Below are 20,865 nucleotides of genomic sequence, written 5' to 3'. Positions count from 1 at the left end.
GGGCTGCGCCGCCGCACAGCCGTTGCGCCTCCGAATGGTCGCAACTCATCCCCTTCGCCATTTTCGCCTCGACCAATACAATCAGCAAGTTAGCCCCTCCGCGCATGAATGTAGGACCCGCAAACCGTTGAGCTGCAACGAAGGCGCTAGGGGACCATCTATGCCATCCAACTCGCACTGCGCAGACAGCGCTTTTCCCACTCACCGGCAAGCCACCTCGGCCACCGTTTGCGCAGCCCCAAGGTCCGCAGGCAGTTGGGCCTTGCAGACCCCTTCCACCTCCACCGTCTGGCCGGGCCGCGGCTGCTCCAGGTAGAGCACCCCGTCGAAGCCCACCTGGGTGGTCCCGTTCGCTGTCTTGGCCACCGTGCCCGCTTCGATGGCCGGGCCAGTGAGGCGGAAGGTTCGTGCGGTCTCGGTCAGGACTGGGAAGGTGAGGTGCATTCCAGCTTGGCGGCCCGCGGTGGCGGTTTGCTCGATCTCGGCCAACTGCGTGCCCAGTGGCAGCGCCCGATCGTCTACGCGGACCTCGGTGGGCACCATCGGGGTCACCTCGCCCACCACCGGGCGGCCCTGGGCGTTGGTCTTCCCCACCAATCTGCCGCCCACCCTCACCGGCACCCCGGCTTGGCCGGGCACGTCCACCACGGCGAAGGATTCGGCCGGACCCAGGAACGTCACGCCTTGGCGGTCCAGGTGGACAGCACCGGCCATCGAACCGGAAGCCCAGGTGCCGCTGGCCCCGTGCTCGGCGTTGATCTGGGCCCACCCTGCCTGGGTGGTCCAGCTGGCGTTGGCCCGGGCCGTCCGGCCCGATGCTCCCTCGTCCACCGAAGCGGACAAGCCGACCTGGGTTCCCAACACTGTCGGACGGGCGCGTCCTTGAACGGCCCACGCGGTGGCATCGGGGGCTTGCCGGGCCCGAACGCTCACGCCCTTGCCCCTGCCGAAATCGTAGCTGTAGCCCACCTCCACCCGGGTTTCCTTGCGCTCCAGATCGCGCAAGGCGGAGACGGCCACGGTGTGCCCGTTGCCACGCCAGGTCAGCCCGGCGTCGGCGTAAGCGGTGCGAAAGCGTGGCGTGCGCACGTCCGAATAGCTGGCCCGAAGGGACCACTGGGGCGTGGGCCGCCAGAACACCGAACCTCGGGTGCGCTGCTCCACCTCCAATGCACCGGGGGCGCGCAGACGCCAGTAGCCCTGTTGGCGCTCGTGCTCCAGGCGCACGCCAAACCTCGGGCCGCGGTAGTCGTAAGCCATGGCCTGCCGTTGGCCGCCTTGGGTGGACGTGCCCACTTCCAGATCCAGCGTGCCGCAGGTGCCAAGCACCGTGGTGGCCCCCAACGCCACGTTGGCCTTGCCGTTCGATGAGGTTTGAGCGGTGCCGCGCAGGGTCCACCGGTCGTTGAGGCCCCAAGCCACCGATCCGGTCGCGCCCAAGGTCCCGTAATCGCTCTCCCCTTGGCGCACACGGCCGGCGGCGACTTCCCACGTGGTGAGCCCTCTGCGGAGCAGCGTGGGGGCGACGTAGAAGCGCTGATCGCTCACCACGGTTTCGCGGCCGTAGGGGTCTCGCACCACCACTTGGGTTTGCTGCGCACCGGCGCCCAAGGCGCTGCCATCGGCGGTGAACGGCCCCTTCCCCACCTGGCCCCGCAGCACGCGGGCGCGGTTGGCCAGGACTTCCACCGTGGCCGGATCGAGCGCCACGCCACCGAGCATCGGGACCGGATACGTGGGCGTCAACGGGTCCAACGCCCGCGGGTCCTTGGCCACGCGCACCCCGCCCAGGTTGACCGGCGAGGAGGACGGGCCAGCGAACACATCGCCTGCCTGGTAAGTCACCAAGCGGTTGGGATCATCTTCCTGCCAGCGCGTCACGCCGCGAACGTAGCCGGTGCCGGCCGTGTCGGTGTTGACCTGGCCGCTGGTGCTGACAACGCCCCAACGCCCCGCCTTGCGGACCTCGTGCCCCAAGGAGAGCGCATGCTGTCGTTCGGACACCATGCCCGCCACGCTGTAGTTCACCAGCACCCCGGGGGCGGGCGGCGCGATGGGACCGCGCTCGGCGCGGTCACGGGCCACGCGTTGCGCTTTAAGCCGGTCGGCCGGCAGGTCCAAGGCGACCGTGGCGGTGGCCTCGTCCACAACAAAGCCAACGCCCAGCGCTTTGGCGCTCATCGGCTCCGCTTGACCCGGTGGAAGCTGGAGTCCGATCTCGCGCCAGGTGACCGGGTCGGCGAACCATTGGCCGTCTTGCTGCCAGAACGTGAGTGGATCCGCCTTGTCCTTGGGGCGGGACGTCCACGAAGGTAGGCGCCCCCACGATCTCAGTGGTGGGTGAAAACACGTTCTGCCCCGTGGCCTGATTCCACCCCACGGCTTTCACTTGGTAACGCACCGAGGCGTCCCCGCTGTTGTGCAGCGTCACGGCGACGTGCTTGGCCGAGGTATCGGCCATCAGGGTGGTGGGGCCAACGGAGATGGAACCGGCGGACGCCGAAAAGGACAACAAGGACGCGGCGGCCACGGCCAAAAAACGTTGGGAATGGGTCATGGGGTCTCCTTTTGGGGTGTCTCCATTCAAGCTAGATCGGAATACCATTCAGTCAACCCATACCTACTCATCTTTGCGGCAACAAAAAGCCCCCGCGGCAAGCCGGGGGCGTCGCGACAACCGATGGGGATCAGTTGTAAGTGGCGGTGACGGCGACCGTGTCGGTGTAGTTGCCACCCACAGCCTGCTTGAGGGCGAAGAACTTCAACGCGAATTCGTGGGTTTGCACAGCACCGTTACCCGTGCCCGCGAACGCATCGGCATCATCGCCCCATGCCTGGGTGCCGGGAATGTCCTTGAACAAGCCATACGGGATGAAGGCACCCGAACCGTTGCTGACGGCGCGGTAGGTCTCGTAACCCGCCAACGCTCCGAAGTTCTGTCCCTGTCCTGGGGAAATGGAGTAAGTGGTTCCCTGGTTGCACACGATGCTCAACGCAGAGGTTCGGGTGGAGTTGTCAGAAGTGCCCGACCAATCCATGTCCGTGACCGGAGAAACGGACAGCTTGCAGGTGTTGGTCAGGGTGCCCTGAATCGTCAGGTCTGCGGTGGTGTCGGCGGCGAAGGCGGGCACCGCCAGCGAGGCCAGGGCGATGGGCAGCAGGGCGCGAAGGAAGGTCTTGCGTGTCATGGGTATCGTCTCCTTGAGAGGGATTGAGTGGGGATGAGTAGCCCTTAATTGGCCATCCCCTTACCGATACCTCGAATCTGAAAACGCGCAAGGGGGCCCTTGCCCCAGCGGTTAGAGCCTGGGACGTTTGCCAACTGCGGTGACTGACTGTTGCCATGCCCCATCCAACTCACGCGCACGGTGCTGAGCCATTGCCTCATGAATCATGCGCTGAAGGACGAACGCAAAAGCGTCGGTCACAAAAACGCCCAAGCCGATCCCGCAATCATCCGGCAAGCTGGAAATCTGTTTTATCGATGGCTGGTGAATGACCTCGTCGAGCTCAGGGGGCAACGGGTCCACGAACGTGTCAATGAACGCGCTCACCTCGGCTTCGGCTGCTTTACAGAGGTCAGCGTCAGTGAGCAGCGCCCGCAAGTCGGCAAGTGTGGGAAGCCACACCGTATTGAAGAGCGGACCACCCACCGAGGGACTGACGAAATGGATGCCGTGGAGCACGGATGCCCTCTCTCTCTTTCCGAGCCCCCCGTCTCCCCAATGACCGTTCGTCCGAGGGGTCACGTCACCCATCATAAGCCAGTTCTGCGCGCCGCCGCCCCTGCTCTTCTCGCCAGCACTTGAGCAGCTGTTTGTAACCGGGCTTGGCTTGAGAGACGCGGAAGGATCGGCCGTTAACGTAGACCTTCCCGCCGTTGTGGAGCTCGACGGCATGAACCGCACTCCAAGTGGTCGCCCAGCCCAGGCTGTCCTCTTCTTCAAAGCTGACGGGCTCCAAGGAGACCGCTGCATAATCTTCAATCAATCCGGGATTCAATCCCAACGCGATCATCTTGGTTTCGTGGACTGTGAACGTTCCGCTCATTTGATACCTCTTGTCTTGGTCGGCGGCAGTGCCTACCACTGAATTCAAGGTAGATCGCCCTAAAAATTTGTCCACGGCTGCAGCGGACAAAACTTTGACTAAAAGCAAAAACTGCGGATCTAAGGCCGCAGTTTTTCCTAACATCACTTATCGCGCCGAAGGCGTTGGTGCTTTTCATCCATGCGGATGATTTTTCAGATGCCGGCGCGCAGCGACCGCCGGCGGCTTCCGCCACAGGTCTTTGCTTTAAAGGGGGTGGTCACACCCACCCTCGTGAAGCCATCGACACGTGCGAGGTGCCCGCGATCACAAGGTGATCCAGCACTCGAATGTCGAAAAGGGCAAGGGCCTGCTTGAGGCGGTCGGTGATGGCGCGGTCGGCAGCGCTGGGCTCGGGGTTTCCGCTGGGGTGGTTGTGAAAGAAGATGACCGCGGCGGCGTTGTGGTCCAACGCCTTCTTGGCGACGATGCGGGGATGGACTTCGCACCCATCGATGGTGCCTTGAAAGAGGTGCTCGGTGGCAAGGATGCGGTGGCGGGCGTCCAGGAACACCGTGCCAAACACTTCGTGATCGAGGTGCGCGCAGCGGGCAGTGAGGTAGCTGCTGGCGCTGCTGGGATCGGTGATGGCTCCTTGGCGGAGGAGGCGACGCTCCAGGATGTGCGAGGCGGCCAGGAGGATGCCCTCTTCGTCCATGGCCAGCTGGTACTGGGCCCGAATGTCGTTGGCTCGCTTCATTTGCTTTCTCCACCGGCGCGGGATGCGCCTCGTGGGGACCGGCGGGCGAAGCGTTGTACGAATCCGCACCCGGGAGTGAGCAACGCCAGGCGCGCATCGAAGGGCCGGAACAGCGTGGAGGAGGCCTGTCCTTGCGGCTGCGTCAGCGGAGCCAGGATTGCCAGTGAAAGAGGGCACTGCCCGGATGGGGAATTCAATCGAAGGATTGAAGAACGGGCTTGAAGGCTTGAGGATGAGGTATCTGGCCCCGCAAACCGTCACGAGACCCCGATGGACTACCCTGACCTTGCCCCACTGGAGGAAATCTCCGGTCCGTTCGCCCTTCTTTCGAAGGGCCCAAAATTCATCGCCGCCTGGCTTGCCAAGCGCACTGAGGAGCGCTACCGGGAGTTCACCCGTGCCGCGCTTGAGGGTCAGGTGTTCCCCGAGAACGCGGAGGCCATGACCTCGGAAGATTTTCTGGCCATGCTGCGGGCATTGGAGATGGACATCGAGGCCGAGAAGGCCACCGTCTATGGCCGCCTTGCCTGTTCAATCGCTACCGGCAAAACCGCAGGCCATCTCAAGCGCCACTTCATTAAGGCGCTGAGCGACCTGTCGTTTGGCCAGGTCGATCTTCTGCGACGCGCTTTAATCACCGAGCGTCACCACGTGTTTCCTGGCACCGGCGGGGGTAACCTGGACCCAAAAGAATTCCTTGGACTGCAGTCGAAAAGCAGCATCAATCGCCAGACCTTTGAACGCTGGGGCCTGATCGAAGAGAAAGGACTGAGCCTCGCAGGCCGACGGTTCGTGGAGGCTTGTTTTACCAGCGATGAGTTGGCGCCCTCCTCAGTGGGCTTTCAGGAATGGGCCAAGGGTCGCATCCACATCGTTTGCAACGAGATGGGCGCGCCGAGCTGCCACAGCGTCCTGGTCCAACTGACCGAAGATGGGCACCGCCGGGCCATCCATGTCCACAACAGCGCAGCACTTCGGGGACGCTCCAACCGCCTGCTGACACCCGGGCCCGTCATGGTGGTCCTTCTCACCGATAAACCCCAGCGTCTCGCCGACGAATGGACCACGGTGGAAGACACCATCCGAGGAAGAGTCCTGGCCGTGGTGGCCATGACCGATCCGAATGCGCCGTTGCCCGTCGCCATGACGGGCTTGGAACGCATAGATGCGTCACCGGACCGTGCCGCAGAAGCCGTGACGGCGATACTGGAGCGCTTTGAAGCAAAAGGGTTGCGGGGCACCTGAGACCGCGATGTTAAACGCGACTCGACCGGTCATTGGAAGTGGCCGCCAACTTTATGGCGGCCAACGAGCACTACTTACAGACCAAACGAGGCTTCACGGACAGCGACTTGCATGCCGGACAGAAGAGCCCCAAGTTGATCTTCCGCTGAAAGTGATGACTGCACTTCTCGCAAACAAAAAGGTAAGGCGCCCCTGGAACGAAGCCGGGCATCACTTTCCTTCCTTGCGCTTGAAAATGACCCTTCCGCCAGCCTCGTATTCCACATCGTAGCCTTTGTAGATTGCGAGGATCAAAGAAAGACCAAGGCTTGCGGCGGTGATGATGCCGATGATCTCGACTCCAGTGACTGTCGCGACCGCCCCCAGGCTGAGCGTGCTGAGCCCAGCCGTTACTGGAGCGAGTCCAACTGCAGCAACGATTGCTGCAACACCGACCGCACCAAGCTTGGCGAACTTGCGCGTCTTCTTCAGGTCGTCTGCCAACTTGCCTACAACCACAATCTGCTGCGCCTTTGCATTCTTGGCCGCTTCCAGCTCATCCCGCGTCCTTACTGTCACGCTTGCCATAACGCCCCCTGTTGTTAGCAATACCAGTGATGGATACCCTGGGCAGGATAGCCGAAGGGAACAACGTGTTCCTAGCAGCAATGATGGTGCCCAACTGTCTCTCCAGCTGAGACTCGAACTCAGCGCATCCGCTGCCACGGGGCGTCCTTGGGAGCCTCCACCGTAACCCCGGCAACGTCGTCTTCAGCGCGCCATGCCTTCCCTTCGAGCACCATGGCGAGGCCTCTGGAACGTGCGATGGCGGCCTCTTTGGCGGTCGGCGGGTTCCACGACCGATGCTCCTCCAGGTAGCGCCCCATGGACGGCTTTAACGGCAAGCCACCGCTCGGCAAAGGCAACGCCCGATCATGGCGTTCGTCTTGTTGACGGGCATAGGCGACTTGCTCGGGCTCCCCAAACGCCTCCCGGTGGGCATCGAGCATGCGATCAATGGCGTCCACGTCCCCGCGGGCATGGAGCGATTCGGTGTAAAGCGCTTGAAGCAACGAATCACGCTCTTGATGAGCTTCCTCGCCCGTGCCTTCGCCCTGAAAAAGCCCATCGTGGCGAGGGCGGGCGTCGACGGCGTCTGGGCGGAACCGCCCGTGGCTGGTCCTCATGCTCGCCTCCGGGTCAGCCCGCTGCCCTGAAGCAGCCCACACGTGATCGAACAGACGACAAGCGCCAGCGTGGATGACAGGTATAGGTTGGAAGGATCCAACCAGACGTGGCTCACCACATGCTGTAGCTGGTAAGCCAGCAGTGCCAAGCACGCGCAGAACACGGCCAAATGCCACACCAACGCAACCACGGATGGGACGTCTTCCCGGCCGGCTTGGAACGCCTCCCAGCCCCTGCGTGCGCTGCGGGCTTTGGAGGCGCACAGCCACGCGATCCCGAAAGTGACCGCGAAGAGGACGAGCTCAGACAGCACGACCACCAGAAAAAGGGTCATGGCATCCTCCTCTGGGTTGGGAGCAGGCCGTGGGCCTGAAGGTAAGCGTGAACCGCCTGTCGGGTCACGCCCAGGCGCTTAGCAATTGCAGGGCAGTTGTTTCCTTCCTCCAGGAGGCGCACCACGAAGCCGTGCTGGTCAGCCAGTGGCTGCCGCGGCTTTTGACGCAACCCCAGGAGGGCCAGGTCGGCGCTCACAACGGGCGATGGAACGCCCAGGGCTTGGGCGATGGCCGCCCGGCGGTGTCCCTCTCGAAACATCCGGGCGACTTTGGAGCGGCGGTGGGCCACGGAGGGTTGCTTCATGATCAGCGCATCTCAATCGACGAACCCAGACCCAAGGGTGACGCAAGGGCTACAGTGATTCGTTGCGTTCTCACCACCACCCCACGGCGAATCATCCATCCGCGCAATCGGCACCACCCTGGTCTTGCTTCCCTTCCCCACCAGGAACACCCGATCACCTTCGCGCACGTCCACGTCGGCGTCTTGGACCACCGAGAGGATGCGCTGGCGGCGATCGGACAGGTCGCGCACGTAGATCTCCACTGCGGTGCGGCCGCTGAGGCCCTTTTGAACCGCGGTTCCGGCAACCGCACCGATGACGCCACCGGCCACCCGGGCTGCATTGCGGTAGTCCCTGTTCTTGACCTGGTTAGCAGCCCCATAGCCAACGGCCGCCCCGATGGCGGAGCCGGCGTTCAGACGCTGGTCGGACTTCAGTTTAACCGTGCGAACCATCAGGACCTCGCCCAGTCGGGCGTCCTGGACGGATAGGGCCTCGGACGAACCGTAACGGCGAGCGGAGGTGGAATCGCCGGCAAAGGCGGCGGGAGCAGACAACGCCAATGCAAGGGCCAGAACGATGGGTTTCAAGGTGCACCTCCATTTCGTGAGTAGGTTCACCTATGCATAGATCGATTCTGGGAATGCGCAAGGGGGGGGCTTCGGAGCGCGGTTACACAAACTGCAGTCCGCGTCATTAAATTGACGGAAAAGCGACAAAAATGAAGCATATGGACAGAGATTGATGCTCAGGCGATGATTCTGCCCACAACTCAAAACCAACAGGGAAAAGTATGGCAAGGAAGAAGAGTTCATCGGTCGCAGGTGCCGCGATTTCGACCGGCGGCGGAGCTGTCGCTGGCGCAACTTCTGCGATCCTCGGCGTAACCAGTGGTGCAGCGGCCGGAACCGCCGGTGCAGCCGCCGTGACCTCCGGCTTGGCAACTGTCGGGAGCGTTGTGGGCGGTGGCATGCTTGCTGGACTGGGGGTGGTCGCGGCTGCACCAATTGCGGGTGGTGCGGCGATGTTCGGCGTCTACAAGCTCTACCAGCGCATGGCATCCAAGAAGTAACCGCTCTGCCTGGCCCACTGCCACAAGCGGTTTCCCTCTGCGTCGCGCAGGCTTCGTCAATGTCTGCAAGTGGCCATCCAAGCTAGCAACCTTGGTGGCCGCTCTTACCAACTTGTGGCTCAAGCCCTTGGACCAGAAGGCCACGTTGACCTCAATGCCCCGCTGGCGCGGCCAGAGTGCGAGCGTGACGCTCAAACCCGAGCGCACCGAGGCCGTTCATGCAGGGCTAGCAGCCGGCGGAGTGCGGTGTAGTCCGCGCCTACACGTTAGGATGCACGATGGGTTCGCGCGTGCTCGATAGCACACGGATCGGAATTGCTATTACTGCACGTAGATCAGACTGGCCATTTCTTCCCCTTTCTCTCTCGCCCCTCCGCGTCTGGCAAGGAATCTGAAACCGGCAAGCTCTCCTGTCGTGCAATGTTCCTGATCGACATTCAACCTGTGATGATGTGGGAACGCTCTCCCTCAACCTGCCAAACCGTCTACGGAAGTGGCAAAATTGCAGGATCACTCACAGGGGGAAATTGGATGTCCGACACAACCTACAGCCACCGCATCCTCAAGACTTATGGCCTGCTGGTGGACTTCGAAGGTAAACCACGCCTCAAGAACGTTCCGTCGCCTCTAACCGGTCAAAAGAAGGCAAAGGAGACGATGGAAAAGTGGACGCAGCGAGTGCTGGGGGATGAGGTCAGCAAGGTCCGTATCTACCGACCGGCGCGCGTTAATAGTGATACACTGATTGCCAGTCTCACAGACACGCACGACGCCAAGCTGGTGCGCGACATTGTTCGCGGCGCCGTTCGCAAGAAGAGCAAATCAGCGAAAGCAAAGATTGAAGAGATCAAGGTAGAGCACGCCGCCGAGCTTAGAAAGCGCCGAGCCACCGCGCGAGACCTTCGGAAAGCACACGAAGAAAACTTGTCGGGAAAGCTCGATGAGATCCTGGCTGCGACGGCCTATCTGCCGTTGGATGACCTTCAGGACTTGGTGGTGGAACTCGGAGAGGACTTGAGCCCTTCGGTCCGCAACTGGGCACTTGCCTTGACTCCGGCCAAGGATGCTGACGAGGTTTCCGTCATCGACGTTCTAAAGCAAATGCTTTTGCGCATGGACTACCTTTCCAAAACCTGAATCGATGCGGTCGCGTTCGACATCACCCTATCGAACCAACCCCACTGAAAGTATTCACCAAGAATCCCAAGAGCTCACAGCATGGCGTTCAAGCGCGATCTATGGTCTGGCACCTATGACAAAGACCACTTTCCCAGCTTCCCCTGCCCTATGTGCCTCATCGGTAACGCGAGGCTGAATCCAGAGAGCATTGATGTCAAGGAACCGGCTTATTCTGCGAAGAATCGAGAGGATGCCGACTGGGAGCCATGCTGGGACGTTGAACGATTTAGCCTGAAGCTGACGTGCGATGATCCGGAGTGCGGCGAGATCTCGGTTGTTTCCGGAGATACGTCGCTAACTGAATGCTTCGACGAAGAAGACAATCGTCAAGTCTTCTTCGCCCATCTCCATCCCAGAGCCATGTTTCCCGCGCCTGTGCTCATCTCCATTCCTGAGCTGGCTCCTCCCGAAGTCAGGGAGAACATCCGCCTCGCGTCGTCCCTCTACTGGATGGACCCGAGCTCATCGGCCAATCGTCTACGTGCCAGCGTCGAGTTTCTGCTGGACTTCCTTGAAGTCCCAAGGGAAAGCATGCAAGACGGCAAGGCAAGACGCCTGGACTTGAACGCAAGAATTGCCTTTTATGGGAAGGTTAACGCTGAACATGCATCGTCTCTGACAGCCCTTAGGATGGTTGGCAACCTCGGTTCTCACGGCGAAAGTGTTCGGCGCGAAGCGCTGCTGGATGCCTTCGAAATCTACGAATACACCCTTGAAGAGCTGTGCGGGCAACGAAAGTCCAGAATTGAAGAGCTTCGTCAAAAGCTTATCTCGACCAAAGGGAACTACAACGTTTAGTTAGGCCACCATGTCGCGCCCCTTGGCTTTCGTCTTGGGGCGGGAACACTGCCGGACGTTGGAAGCAGGTTTCTCAAGCTCTTGCCGATTGGCCGCCACGGACTGCCACTCCTGCTCAACCTTTCGGAGCGGCTCGCGAACCAACTCGGGCACCTTCAGGAACTCCACCACCCGCTCTGCCGCCGCCGCGGCTCGGAAGAGCTCCCGGGGATCGTCCCGGAGGATTTGGATCCACGACTTCACGTAAGCCGCGTGTTGGGTGGGATCGTGGCCAATGCCCAGGCGTTCGCCCATCAGCATAGATGACACCTCCGCGACCAGTTCTTCCTTGGCGTAGTCGACGCTCCCCAAAGCCCCCTTCTGATCGCGGTTGAGGCGGGTGGGAAAGCCGGTCCAGTGGCCCAGTTCGTGCAACGCGGTGGCGTAGTAGCCGCTGGCCGAGTGGAAGCTGTTGCGCTGGGGCAAGTGGATGCTGTCGGTCATCGGACGGTAGAACGCTTGGTTGCCCCCGTCGTGGTGGATCTCAGCCCCGCTGCCCTTGAGCACCGCTTCGCAGGCCTGATGGATATCGGGCTCTGCGCGCGGGGGTGGCAGGACCAACGCCGGCAACCCATCGATCTGCATCGCGTTGAACACGCGTGGGAAGAAGACCTTGGGGTGGGCCTTGGCGATGAGATCGGGGTCCCCGCTCTTCTTGGCCTCTTCCACCGGCGACCAGTCCCAGTACTCAATCACGCTGGCTTTCTCGCCTTTGCGCACCTGAGCGCCCACGGCCGCGGCTTGCTTGTAAGTCATCCACCGGTTGTCCTGGGTGTCCCAGGCGCTCTGAAGGGCCCACAGGTGGAGCAGGTTTCCGCCCCGGTAGCTCTTGCCCGTCGTGGGGTTCATGGGCAAGCCGAGGTCCACGCGGGCGTCCCAAGGTTTGAGGAAGGGACCGGTGCCCTCCTCCATCTGGCGGATCAAGCGCTCGACGACGTCGCGGGAATGGCGCTGAAGGAAGCTTTCGTTGGGGGTGGCATCGGACACGGACAGGCTCTCCTGGAAGGCAAGGAAAGGCGCCTGTCGGCAACGCCAAGGGGGTTAGGCTCGAAACTTCAATCTTGAATGGTGACAGCGCGTCCCTGCTCCAATAGGTTCTCCAGCAACGCCAAGGCCCGGTCGATGGTCAAACCGGTGCCGGGGTCTGTGTCGCCCTCCTGGAGCTGCACGCGGATGCCCTCGGGGGCTCGGTGCACGGTGAAACAGGGGGAGGCCGCCAAAGCGTCTTGGCGGCCCATGCTGTCGTCTACGAAGGCATCGGAAGGAGTCATGGTTTCAGCATGCGACAGGATGGGGATTTGGCAAGCTCCAGCCTACTTCAGCCTGGTCACGTCCTCGACATCCAAGTCAAGCAGGGCTGCAAGCTCATCGTCTTTGAGAAGCTTAGAAAAGCTGCGAACCTGAGCCCTCGCAAGCCCATCCGATGGGCTGAAAGGATGGGTAAGCAAACTGCGCAACAATCGCCACACAAAGCGACGCGTCAACTTGCGATGCTCCTGGAGCACTCGCTCTCGGCGGTCAGTTGGGAAGTTCTGTCCTAGATGGTAGTCGATGAGCAGGCTCATTTCCGCCAGCCGACGTGCTTCTTCCTGCTCACTTGTGGGTATAGCCGGACTCGACGCATTCAGCGCCGAAATCCGGCGTTCATACTCCGCCTGGCTCAATCGCGGCCCGTGATCAGGTTGCTGCTCCCCCGGGCTCGGTCCCATCGCCATACGCTTCGAAAGTGCCCTCAGGGTCAGAAAGGACGATGCGCTCGTCGGGGGATAAGTTCAACAGAGTGAAATAGGCCTGCCCATCCACAGCTTGCGCCACCTCATCCTGAAACTCCAGGGTCATTTCGTCAAACTTACGAACAAATGCAAGACCATCCCTGGTTTCCGCGAACGCCTCTTCGGCACGAATGCGACGGCTCTCAAAGTTCTCGCGCGCCACCATGATGCGGTGGTATTCGGCAGAGCTGACCCGATCCTGCGGGTGTCCGAACTTGTGATTCAGGAATAGTCGGAAGTGCTGCATCTGGTTCTCAAAGAGCGCAGTGGTGTCCTGCAGCGCCCCAGCATTGACACGCTGATAGAGCTCGCGAACCTCTGACATATAGCGAACGTCTTCGTAATCGCGCCGACCGGGATTGAAGCTCACGCGCACATCGTCTCCGGTGTGCAGAACCGTGTCTCCAATGCATGCGGGCAGGTCTCCCGTCACCCCAGGGAAGTCCACGAACGGCGCCTTACAGCGGCCAAGAAATCCTCTTTCCCTGCCTAGAACTCCGAACAGCGAAACAGACAGCGAATATCCACGCGCTCCGTCCACCGTGATGTTCGACTGGCTCAAGATTCGGTTGGCCGCCTGGTGGCAGACACCATTGATTAGGTAACACGTGATTCCAGCCGTTTCATTGGGCGTCGCTACCGAATCCGCTCGCAGCGTGCTCCCTGTGACAGATCGAAGAAATTTCCCTCCGGTCTTGCCGCCCCAACATTTCCATCCTCTCGCCCCTGTCCCACACTCGACGTAAGTGTGATCCGCAGCCTTGAGAAACAGCTTGGTCGGATAGTGCCTGACAACCAACGTGCCCATATCAACAACTCCTTTGTTCTAGACAATAGGTCATGAGGCTCCAAGCGAAGCGCCGACTTAGTGTAGCTGGACCCCCGAAGCGGATTTAACTCCTTTATCCAAGCCAAGTCCATTTACAAGATCAATGGTGCATATAGACGCAGAAGCTGCTCACAAAGGCGCCTCCAAATCCGCCATGTCCCGCAGCGGTTTGATGCCAGCAATCCGAATCTCGGCCACACGTGGCTTCTTGCCCCCATGGGAGATCTGGTAGATACCGGCCTCCGGGAACTTCTCGCGAACGCGCTTCCAGAAGTCCTCCGCGTTGACAGGCTTCTTGCCCAGCTCTTCCAGCACGTATTGGCGGTAGTCGGCGTAGATGGCCGTCTTGTCGGTGCAAACACCGCTGTCGTAGGAAGCGTCTCGGTCGGCCATGTAGGCCATGGTCGTGTCCGATTCCATTCGGTTCTGCTCGGCCAGCGCCAGCACGGCGTCGGGCAGCTTTTCGGAAAACCCGCCACGCTCCATGAGGCGCAGCGCTCCTTCCAGCACCCAGTCCAGCACCTGGGCCATTTCCTCCTCGCTTTCGGTGATCTGAAGGTGGAAGTCAGGCTCACGCTTTTTTCCATTTCCACCGTTCGCTCCCTCATGGGTCTTCTCACCCATCCGAACATTGAAGGGGATGGCCAGGACCTTTCGCCAGAACCCGTGCTCATGACCGGAAACCGTGAACCAGGCGTTGACGCTGGCAAACAAGGTGCCGATCGGGAGCGTGGTGTATGCGTCCTTGCGCTTGGCCTCGACTTGGATCGGGTCACGGGAAATGAGCGCTTTCAGGACTTCCTGGATCGATGCGGCAAGGACCTTTGGCGTCTCCGTGACAATGTAGGCGCTCTTGCCCACCAGTGGGGCCATGGCGAAGGTTCCGTCCAGCTTCTCCAGACGCAGCGACACGTTGCGGGGGTGAAGGGCGCGCAGGATGTGGAGGAACGTGGATTTGCCATTGCTGCCCGACCCGACCAGGAAGAAGGCCTTCTCAAAGCAGATCGACATCAACGAGCTGGCCACCGCCTCCTGAAGGAGTGCACGCACCTCCAGGTCGGGCTGAAAGAGATCTAGGTATTGACCGAACTTCGAGTTGGGATCCAACGGCTTGGGAGTGTAGTAGCCATCGCCATCAACCTGGTCCATCCGCAGCGTGGCAGGGACCTGGTAAGTGATTCCATGCTCCTTGGTGGCCGCGAGGACCCGAATGCGCGTCCTAGACGGCGTCTCGTCGTTTTGAAACAGGAGTGCTTGGCGCGGGCCCAAACTCTGTCCATAGGTCGCAGAGAAAACGTCCTGATCAACGACCTGTTCTCCAACCACCGCTGCGCGAGCAGAACGCGGTTCGTCAGGCTTGACGATCTCCAGGTAGCCCCCCTTGAGGGGAACGATGGCCCTGCGATCGGACTTCTTGGGCAACCAGCATTTGCGATCCCCCATCAACTCAAGCACCGCCGTGTTCATGCAACTGGTTGCATGACCTGCGTTTGCTTTGTCCTTGCGCTCCAATCGCAGCCAAGAAAGCGCCTTGGCCGCCATGTCCTTCTCCGAGCAACGGTCCCAGTAGCCTTGCTCAGGAAGCCAACGGAAGAAGCTGCAGTCGTCGTCGCCATCCGGCAATTTGCCTCCGATCGCATACTCCTCCGTCGCTTTCAAGTAGTCGGCAAAGTCGGCCTCGAATGCTTGATCGCTCAAGGTTGCCTTGGGCGCTGGTGCTCCAAAAGCTGCCTTGGGGGCTGCATTCCCGCGGAAGGAAAGGACGTTGCTGGGGCGCCCGTTGACACCCGAGGTTGGTGTTGTATCGTTCATGTGTGTGTTGTCCATTTTCGAACCCCGGTTGGCGCCGGGGTTTTTTGTTGATTACGCGGCCTGCTGGACGCGACTCATCCATTCCACCAGCGCTTGACGCATGGCTTCCGATGAAGTCTTGCCCTGGGCATCAGCCGCCGCTTGAAGCCGCCGCTTGAACGCTCGACTCACCCGCGCCTTCAGCACTTCGTCTCGCGGTTGCGTCGCCTTCTTCGATGTGGGGGAGTTCGTCATTGCTCGTTTCCTGGGGAATGTGGTCCCGTTGTGGCCACAACCCCATCCAAACAAAGCTCACGAACTTGTCCAGATCGACTTCTTCACTAAAACCAATATCTGTCGCCTCAACAGCATTTTTTGCATAAACGAGAGGCAGTTCACGCTTTTCAGTCATGGTGTAACAGGTGCTTGTTACACCCCTCGTTACGGCTGAAACCCTGACCAGACAAGGTTTGTCACGGGTGTAACAGGTGTAACAAGTGGATCCATTGATTTGAAAAAGTGATTGGCCCTTGAAGCCGAAATCTCTGATGCAGCTGCAAGTAATACCTACCCACCCGTTACACCCGTTACACGCGCCCTCGCCCCTGCAAAGCCATTGAATCCATTGGGCAAACTGCCGTAACAAGCACCTGTGACGGGTGTAACGGGTGCTTGTTACGTCTCCGAGAAGATCATTCTTCGTTCGCACTTCCTTGGTTGGCGTTGGCCACCCGCGCCACCCGCTGGATGGCAAAGAACTTCCCGCGCAGCACACCGCTTGCCTGCGCTTGCTGAAGGTGACCGGCCGCGCGCTTGCCGTAAGCCACCACCAACGATCCCGACGGCGCTGCCGCGCCGATGCTTCCGTCTGGACGCACAAACTTCAACCTTCCACAAGTGAACAGGATCGCCGTCGCGTTGGGGTGGGAAAGCACGCAGTCGTGCATCCATCCGGTCTCCATGCTGACCGGCACCAGGGCGATACCGCCGCCGGGGTGGTTGGCCAGCTTACGCAGCCACTTCTCCATCCCCTTGCCGTAGGGCGGGTTCATCCACACGAACGCTTGCGGGGGCCAAGGCGTGAGCAGGCCGTCCTGGCTCGGCGGGATCATCCGGCGGGCCGTGGGCGCCGGCAGACGCGACGGGTCTTCGGGCGTGCAAGGATCGAGGTCAAAGCCGCGCCTTCCCCCCAGCGCCCTGACGATGGCAGGCGGGGCATACCAATCGACGCTCGTGTGGGCCTTGTCGCTTGCCTTGTAGCAAACGGAGGTGAGCCGGGTTGGTTTAGCCGCTGCGAGGCGGTTGGGGCGGTTGACAGTCTTGAACGGCACAACATTGGTTTTGGGTTGCATGAGAAATCTCCAGGCAAAGCTCCGCCAGCACGGCTGTGTTGCCGCGTTGAAGGAATGGGTTTTGGGAGTTGGGCTTGAACCAGCCCGAGACGCGCTGCTGGCGGCGGGTTACCACCAAGAGTTGTAGAACACGTCCCAACCGCCGTTGATCAATGCGCGGGCCTGCGCAATGAAGTCCAGATCTTCTTTAGCTCGATCGGGATCCGATTCACCGAAGAAGAAGCCCACCGTGTGGGGCAGCCGCTCATCGAGGACAGCCTGCTCCAATGCGTCGAGGTCTGCCGCTCCGAGAAACACGCGAACCATGTTGAACTCAAACGGGTCAGAGCACCCCGTCCGGGCACTGTGCAGCCCGAACATCCAGCCGTGGAGGTTGGGATGGCATCGCCACTGAAAGAACACCTGTCCCTCGCACGACGTCTCCTCCTTGCGGATCTTCCCCCCATACATATCAAGGCCCATCTTGTTGCTCCATCGCTCCGACCACCGGGGCGTTGGAGCAATCATCCGAATTCAACGCCACCCAAAATACGGATATTGGAGGCCTCCAATCCGATTCAGGCACTGCTTAGACGCGTTTCTTCTTGAGTTCTGGCGTGTGCTGGGTGGTTTGGTTTAAACGCTCATCGAGCGCTTGTTCGATTACCCTAGCTCGCGAGGCGTCTAACTGGTGAGCGAGATCACGCAGGCGTTTGGCCTGGGCTTGGGCTGCCTCGTTGAATGCGTCCACCCACTGACGCTTGACGTCAGGGTTTTGCCAAGGCTGGGCGAATGCCTCGGTCAGCGTGCAGACCCGAATCCCAAGCCCGATCTGCGCGCCCAATGCTTGGAGCCGGCGAATTAGCGCATCGGTGATCGGTTGGTCAGTCAGTGGCTCCAGGAAGAGCTGCTTAGCCTTGGGCCCTTTGGCCACCAGAAAAGGCAGTTCTGCAGTTAGGAGGGTGTTGATCGCAACGCCCCGTTCGCTCAACGGCTTCCAAAGGCCCTTAGCCTTGAGCTCGGCTGCCCAGGCCATCAACGGGACAAGGGTGGTCGAGCGCTTGCGAGTTCCCTTCACCGTGAACAGCGTCCCCGTTGGGGAGTGTTCCTTCAAGAGGTGTTGCAACTGGGCCGTGCTGATCGCCAACACCCCAGCGGCCTCATTGAAGCTCAGCTCCACGTCCACCGTGGGGCGCAACTTCGCTAGGCGCAGATGGTCTGCAACCTTCTTCTCCATCTGGCCCACGGTTTCGGAGCCAGAGAGTTTGCCGAGAAAGCGGTCGATGGCTCGTCGGTAGGCATCGGCGGCAGTGAGGGCCATTAGTTCGGCTCGCTCCCCTTACGGCCGACCTTTGAAGAGCGCGCGGCAGCATTGCTGCTGCGCCGCCCGACCTTGCGCGCCGGCAGGGTGCGCAGCGCCTCCAGGTCGATTCCGTAATCTAGGACACCCAAAGCTGGCGTTCCTCCGGCACCGTTGAGCTTCTCACTCACCGTAAAGGGCCTGCTGTAAGTCGCGTGGTGTTCGTCGTCCAATTCGTGGCCGACGATTTGGGCTCGCATCTCAGAGGCCACACCGCTGCCCTGCATCTCCTGAATCACGGTCTTTCGGAGACTATGGAAACCACGCTTCGCTTTCGGCCACCCACCACTGTGCTTTTGGAGGTAGTAGCTGAACGCCTTCGATATCCAGTTCCCCGCACCATTCTTCGCCTTACTGTCAGCCTGCGGAAACAATCGCCAGTCCCCGCTCTCCCTTCGTTCGGCGACGTAGTCCAAGAAACCGAGCTTGATCAGGTCGGGATGCAACGGGACGACCCGATTGGAAACATCGGTCTTCAACCGCTGATCCTCCCCCTCATCGGTAAACCGTATGCACGGGATCCCCTCCTCCTCCTTGACGTCGAGGGTGAACAGCTGCCCCACCTCACCCGCCCGGGCTCCCGTATACAGGCCCAACAAAGCCGCCCAGCGCGCTCCCGTTGAAAGCTGCCTGAAGCTATCGGGTGCGAAGAGTTGATGGACCTGGTCCAAGGTAAAGGCCTGGAAGCCAAATTTTCTACGCTTGCGCTTCTCGGCCATCGAAACGCTGACGTGACCTGCGGCGACATTGTCTCCCTTTAGCACATAGCCTGAAGCCATTGCCCAAGTGAAGAATCCTCTCTTTCCTGCGAGGTAGCTCTGGCGATTGTTGAGCGTAGAACGCGTTAACCCGCGCTTGGCCAAATGGTCGTAGAAGCGGGCCATCTCAGGCCGCGTGATGGTATGCAGCTCGCGCTCGGCGCCCAAGAACTCGATCAGCTCTGTCACGGGAAGCAGTTTGATGCCGACCGTTTTGACCTCGATGTCCTCGGCGGCGACTTTGTCCTGCCAGATTCGCTTCGCATCGATGAGGCTGATCGTCTCAGCTGGCAGGGGCTGCGCCGCCGCTGATTCCAACGGGTTTGGCCCAGCCGCCGCCGGAACTGCACCCGCATCACGGAAGTGGAACTTGCCGATTTCTTCCAGCGCCTCCATTGCTCGAGCATGGTCCGCCGCATCCGTGGTCCGAAGACGGAAGCCCGGCAAGTCAATTTCATAACGTCTGGAGCCGTTCTCCGCGACGCTGCGGAGAACATCCTCAACCGTGAGTCCCTTCTTGGTCATGCACCCATCCCTGATGGCATCGAATGCTTGAGCATAACGCTGCGCGATGGCCAAGGCAGCCACTCTTGCGCTATGCAGGTGGATGCCCAAGGGATGCTTGACGAAAGGTTTGCCGACGATGCCGCGCATGTCCGTCGGAACGCGCATGCGAAACTGGTAACGACCAGTGGAAGAGCGAGTGAGATAGCTTGGTAATCGCATCGGAGTTGTGCCCCGATTTGTGCCCCAAGCCGCCCTTCAAGACCCTAAAAAATGTCGTTTAAAAACAAACACTTATTCAGGATTGGCGGAGAGAGTGGGATTCGAACCCACGGAAGGTTTGACCCTTCGCCGGTTTTCAAGACCGGTGCCTTAAACCGCTCGGCCATCTCTCCAATCGGGTCCCGGTCGCCCGGGCAGCGGCGTATTCTCGCACGTGAAGGGCATTTGCCCAAGACCACCCTTGCCCCCGCCCTTCGCATCCGGCACGGTGGGGCCTTCACTGCAATCGGAGCCCCCATGGCCCACCTCGACCTGGCCAACCTGCGCACTACCCTGCTGGACGACACCCAGCTGGCCGCTGTGGCCCTGCACCGCACCTTCGCCGGGCACCTGCCGGTCAGCAGCGGGCACGTGGTGGTCTGCGATCCGCTGGTGCAGGCCGAGGCGCCGGCGCTGGCCGACTACACCGCCCCGCTGGGGCGGCATCCGGTCGAGATCATCGTGCACAGCGGCCGCCCGGCGTTGGCCGTGGTCTGGTTCAAGCCACGCGAAGCTCTCACCGCGACCGCCCTGCACTGGCAGATGGCGCGCTGGACCACGCAGGACCTGACCGGACTGGATGAGGACAGCTTCATCGGCTACCCGGTCGACGCCGGCATCGGCTGCTTCATGGATACCGACACCCAGCAGGCACTGCTGGCCCTGATCGAACGGGCCGATGGCGACGAAGGCGGCGAGTGGTCGGATGCGCTGATCGACCATGATGGCCTGGACGAAGGCACCGAATACCGCCCCTGGGGCGAGGACTCACCGCACGGCCTGGTCGTATTCACCAGCGGCTGGGGCGACGGCGTTTACCCCAGCTACTGGGCGCTGGATACGTCCGGCATTCCAGTCGCTCTGGTCACCGATTTCCTGTGCATCCAGGGCGGAGACGGGCGCGACGAGCGCGAGATCGCCGACCAGGCCTATCGCGACAGCCTTCCATACGAAGAGGCTGAAGCGCTGGCACGGCTTGTAGCGGCGGTGGAACGCGATGATGCGAACGCACTGCGCGACCTGCTGAAGGATGCGCCACAGCGCGCCAACCAGATCGAGCCTGGTTGCGGCGGCACCGCCGTGTTCGAGGCGATCCGTCTGGACCGCCCAGAGGCATTGCGGGTACTCCTGCAGGGCGGCGCGTTGCCGGCAATGCCCGAGCGGCTGCACATGAGCAAGGTGACCAGCTACCTGGACTACGCGCGCTTCCTGAAGAAGCCACGCAGCGCGGAGCTGATGGCAGTACTGGAAGCACCGGTCATGGCCGAGCCCACACCGGCCGCACCGCCGCAGCGCGGCTTCTGGGTCCGGCTGTTCGGCCGGAACTGACCGGGGCCGGAAAGCAGCAACG

The 20,865-nt window shown here is 61.2% G+C and carries 22 protein-coding genes and 1 tRNA gene; 4 read left to right on the top strand and 19 right to left on the bottom strand.

Annotated features, from left to right (window positions below; genetic code table 11):
- Nucleotides 1–201: 201 nt before the first annotated feature.
- The 5 genes from AC5QAH_RS02630 to AC5QAH_RS02610 all read right to left on the bottom strand — a co-directional run bounded on the left by AC5QAH_RS02630 (nt 202) and on the right by AC5QAH_RS02610 (nt 4,789).
- Nucleotides 202–2,181, bottom strand: coding sequence for a fimbria/pilus outer membrane usher protein (locus tag AC5QAH_RS02630; RefSeq protein WP_495232065.1), 1,980 nt, complete (start codon nt 2,179–2,181; stop codon nt 202–204).
- Nucleotides 2,182–2,687: 506 nt separating this feature from the next.
- Nucleotides 2,688–3,188, bottom strand: coding sequence for a Csu type fimbrial protein (locus AC5QAH_RS02625; RefSeq protein WP_495232064.1), 501 nt, complete (start codon nt 3,186–3,188; stop codon nt 2,688–2,690).
- Between the two features lie 111 nt (nt 3,189–3,299).
- A complete protein-coding gene (locus tag AC5QAH_RS02620; protein WP_154583073.1) occupies nt 3,300–3,686 on the bottom strand; it encodes a hypothetical protein in 387 nt (128 codons plus the stop codon).
- A gap of 64 nt (nt 3,687–3,750) precedes the next feature.
- Nucleotides 3,751–4,194 (bottom strand): hypothetical protein, encoded by a 444-nt coding sequence (locus tag AC5QAH_RS02615; protein ID WP_495232063.1) that lies wholly within the window; start codon nt 4,192–4,194, stop codon nt 3,751–3,753.
- A gap of 115 nt (nt 4,195–4,309) precedes the next feature.
- Complete coding sequence (locus AC5QAH_RS02610; protein WP_054172968.1) at nt 4,310–4,789, bottom strand: JAB domain-containing protein; 480 nt, start codon at nt 4,787–4,789, stop codon at nt 4,310–4,312.
- A 270-nt stretch (nt 4,790–5,059) separates the two neighbouring features.
- Here AC5QAH_RS02610 and AC5QAH_RS02605 point away from each other — a divergent pair, with 270 nt between their 5' ends.
- On the top strand, nt 5,060–6,034 hold the full coding sequence (locus AC5QAH_RS02605; protein WP_495232062.1) for a hypothetical protein: 975 nt from the start codon (nt 5,060–5,062) through the stop codon (nt 6,032–6,034).
- A gap of 210 nt (nt 6,035–6,244) precedes the next feature.
- Here the strand turns inward: AC5QAH_RS02605 and AC5QAH_RS02600 are convergent, their stop codons facing one another.
- From AC5QAH_RS02600 to AC5QAH_RS02585, 4 genes are all read right to left on the bottom strand, one after another.
- A complete protein-coding gene (locus tag AC5QAH_RS02600; protein ID WP_054172969.1) occupies nt 6,245–6,601 on the bottom strand; it encodes a PM1101 family membrane protein in 357 nt (118 codons plus the stop codon).
- A 119-nt stretch (nt 6,602–6,720) separates the two neighbouring features.
- Entirely contained in the window at nt 6,721–7,200 is a 480-nt protein-coding gene (locus tag AC5QAH_RS02595) for a hypothetical protein (RefSeq protein ID WP_054172970.1), read from the bottom strand.
- A complete protein-coding gene (locus AC5QAH_RS02590) occupies nt 7,197–7,535 on the bottom strand; it encodes a hypothetical protein (RefSeq protein WP_054172971.1) in 339 nt (112 codons plus the stop codon). Before AC5QAH_RS02590 ends, AC5QAH_RS02595 begins: the two co-directional genes overlap by 4 nt.
- A 317-nt stretch (nt 7,536–7,852) precedes the next feature.
- Nucleotides 7,853–8,410 (bottom strand): glycine zipper 2TM domain-containing protein, encoded by a 558-nt coding sequence (locus tag AC5QAH_RS02585; RefSeq protein ID WP_054172973.1) that lies wholly within the window; start codon nt 8,408–8,410, stop codon nt 7,853–7,855.
- A 902-nt stretch (nt 8,411–9,312) separates the two neighbouring features.
- Between AC5QAH_RS02585 and AC5QAH_RS02580 the strand changes: the two genes are divergently transcribed.
- Together AC5QAH_RS02580 and AC5QAH_RS02575 are read left to right on the top strand one after the other, a co-directional pair.
- Nucleotides 9,313–10,029, top strand: coding sequence for a hypothetical protein (locus AC5QAH_RS02580; protein WP_495232061.1), 717 nt, complete (start codon nt 9,313–9,315; stop codon nt 10,027–10,029).
- 81 nt (nt 10,030–10,110) lie between these two features.
- Nucleotides 10,111–10,869, top strand: coding sequence for a DUF8608 domain-containing protein (locus AC5QAH_RS02575; protein ID WP_054172975.1), 759 nt, complete (start codon nt 10,111–10,113; stop codon nt 10,867–10,869).
- On the opposite strand, the gene AC5QAH_RS02570 is transcribed toward AC5QAH_RS02575, so the two are convergent.
- The 10 genes from AC5QAH_RS02570 to AC5QAH_RS02525 form a co-directional block, all read right to left on the bottom strand.
- On the bottom strand, nt 10,870–11,895 hold the full coding sequence (locus AC5QAH_RS02570; RefSeq protein ID WP_495232060.1) for an ArdC family protein: 1,026 nt from the start codon (nt 11,893–11,895) through the stop codon (nt 10,870–10,872).
- A gap of 68 nt (nt 11,896–11,963) precedes the next feature.
- Nucleotides 11,964–12,179 carry a hypothetical protein gene (locus AC5QAH_RS02565; RefSeq protein ID WP_495232059.1) on the bottom strand — a complete coding sequence of 72 codons (216 nt, stop codon included), beginning with the start codon at nt 12,177–12,179 and terminating at the stop codon, nt 11,964–11,966.
- Between the two features lie 406 nt (nt 12,180–12,585).
- Nucleotides 12,586–13,488 carry a type II toxin-antitoxin system CcdA family antitoxin gene (locus AC5QAH_RS02560; RefSeq protein ID WP_495232058.1) on the bottom strand — a complete coding sequence of 301 codons (903 nt, stop codon included), beginning with the start codon at nt 13,486–13,488 and terminating at the stop codon, nt 12,586–12,588.
- A 150-nt stretch (nt 13,489–13,638) separates the two neighbouring features.
- Nucleotides 13,639–15,321, bottom strand: coding sequence for a DNA primase family protein (locus AC5QAH_RS02555; RefSeq protein ID WP_369969284.1), 1,683 nt, complete (start codon nt 15,319–15,321; stop codon nt 13,639–13,641).
- A 130-nt stretch (nt 15,322–15,451) separates the two neighbouring features.
- On the bottom strand, nt 15,452–15,712 hold the full coding sequence (locus tag AC5QAH_RS02550; RefSeq protein WP_495232057.1) for a hypothetical protein: 261 nt from the start codon (nt 15,710–15,712) through the stop codon (nt 15,452–15,454).
- A 280-nt stretch (nt 15,713–15,992) separates the two neighbouring features.
- Nucleotides 15,993–16,652: a DNA N-6-adenine-methyltransferase gene (locus tag AC5QAH_RS02545; protein WP_495232056.1), complete on the bottom strand. Its 660-nt coding sequence runs from the start codon at nt 16,650–16,652 to the stop codon at nt 15,993–15,995.
- Nucleotides 16,653–16,760: 108 nt separating this feature from the next.
- Nucleotides 16,761–17,114 (bottom strand): hypothetical protein, encoded by a 354-nt coding sequence (locus tag AC5QAH_RS02540; RefSeq protein ID WP_005410171.1) that lies wholly within the window; start codon nt 17,112–17,114, stop codon nt 16,761–16,763.
- A 106-nt stretch (nt 17,115–17,220) separates the two neighbouring features.
- Nucleotides 17,221–17,952 (bottom strand): hypothetical protein, encoded by a 732-nt coding sequence (locus AC5QAH_RS02535; RefSeq protein ID WP_313226485.1) that lies wholly within the window; start codon nt 17,950–17,952, stop codon nt 17,221–17,223.
- A complete protein-coding gene (locus AC5QAH_RS02530) occupies nt 17,952–19,475 on the bottom strand; it encodes a site-specific integrase (protein ID WP_050550419.1) in 1,524 nt (507 codons plus the stop codon). The genes AC5QAH_RS02535 and AC5QAH_RS02530 overlap by 1 nt, the downstream gene beginning before the upstream one ends.
- 83 nt (nt 19,476–19,558) lie before the next feature.
- Nucleotides 19,559–19,648 (bottom strand) — tRNA-Ser (locus tag AC5QAH_RS02525).
- Between the two features lie 124 nt (nt 19,649–19,772).
- Here AC5QAH_RS02525 and AC5QAH_RS02520 point away from each other — a divergent pair.
- The gene (locus AC5QAH_RS02520; RefSeq protein WP_171954493.1) at nt 19,773–20,843 is read left to right on the top strand and encodes a DUF4241 domain-containing protein; all 1,071 of its coding nucleotides are present in this window, start codon (nt 19,773–19,775) and stop codon (nt 20,841–20,843) included.
- Nucleotides 20,844–20,865: the final 22 nt, after the last annotated feature.

The organism is Stenotrophomonas sp. YJH_SMC_43 (assembly GCF_059372535.1).
This window is presented reverse-complemented; position numbering and strand designations above follow the sequence as displayed.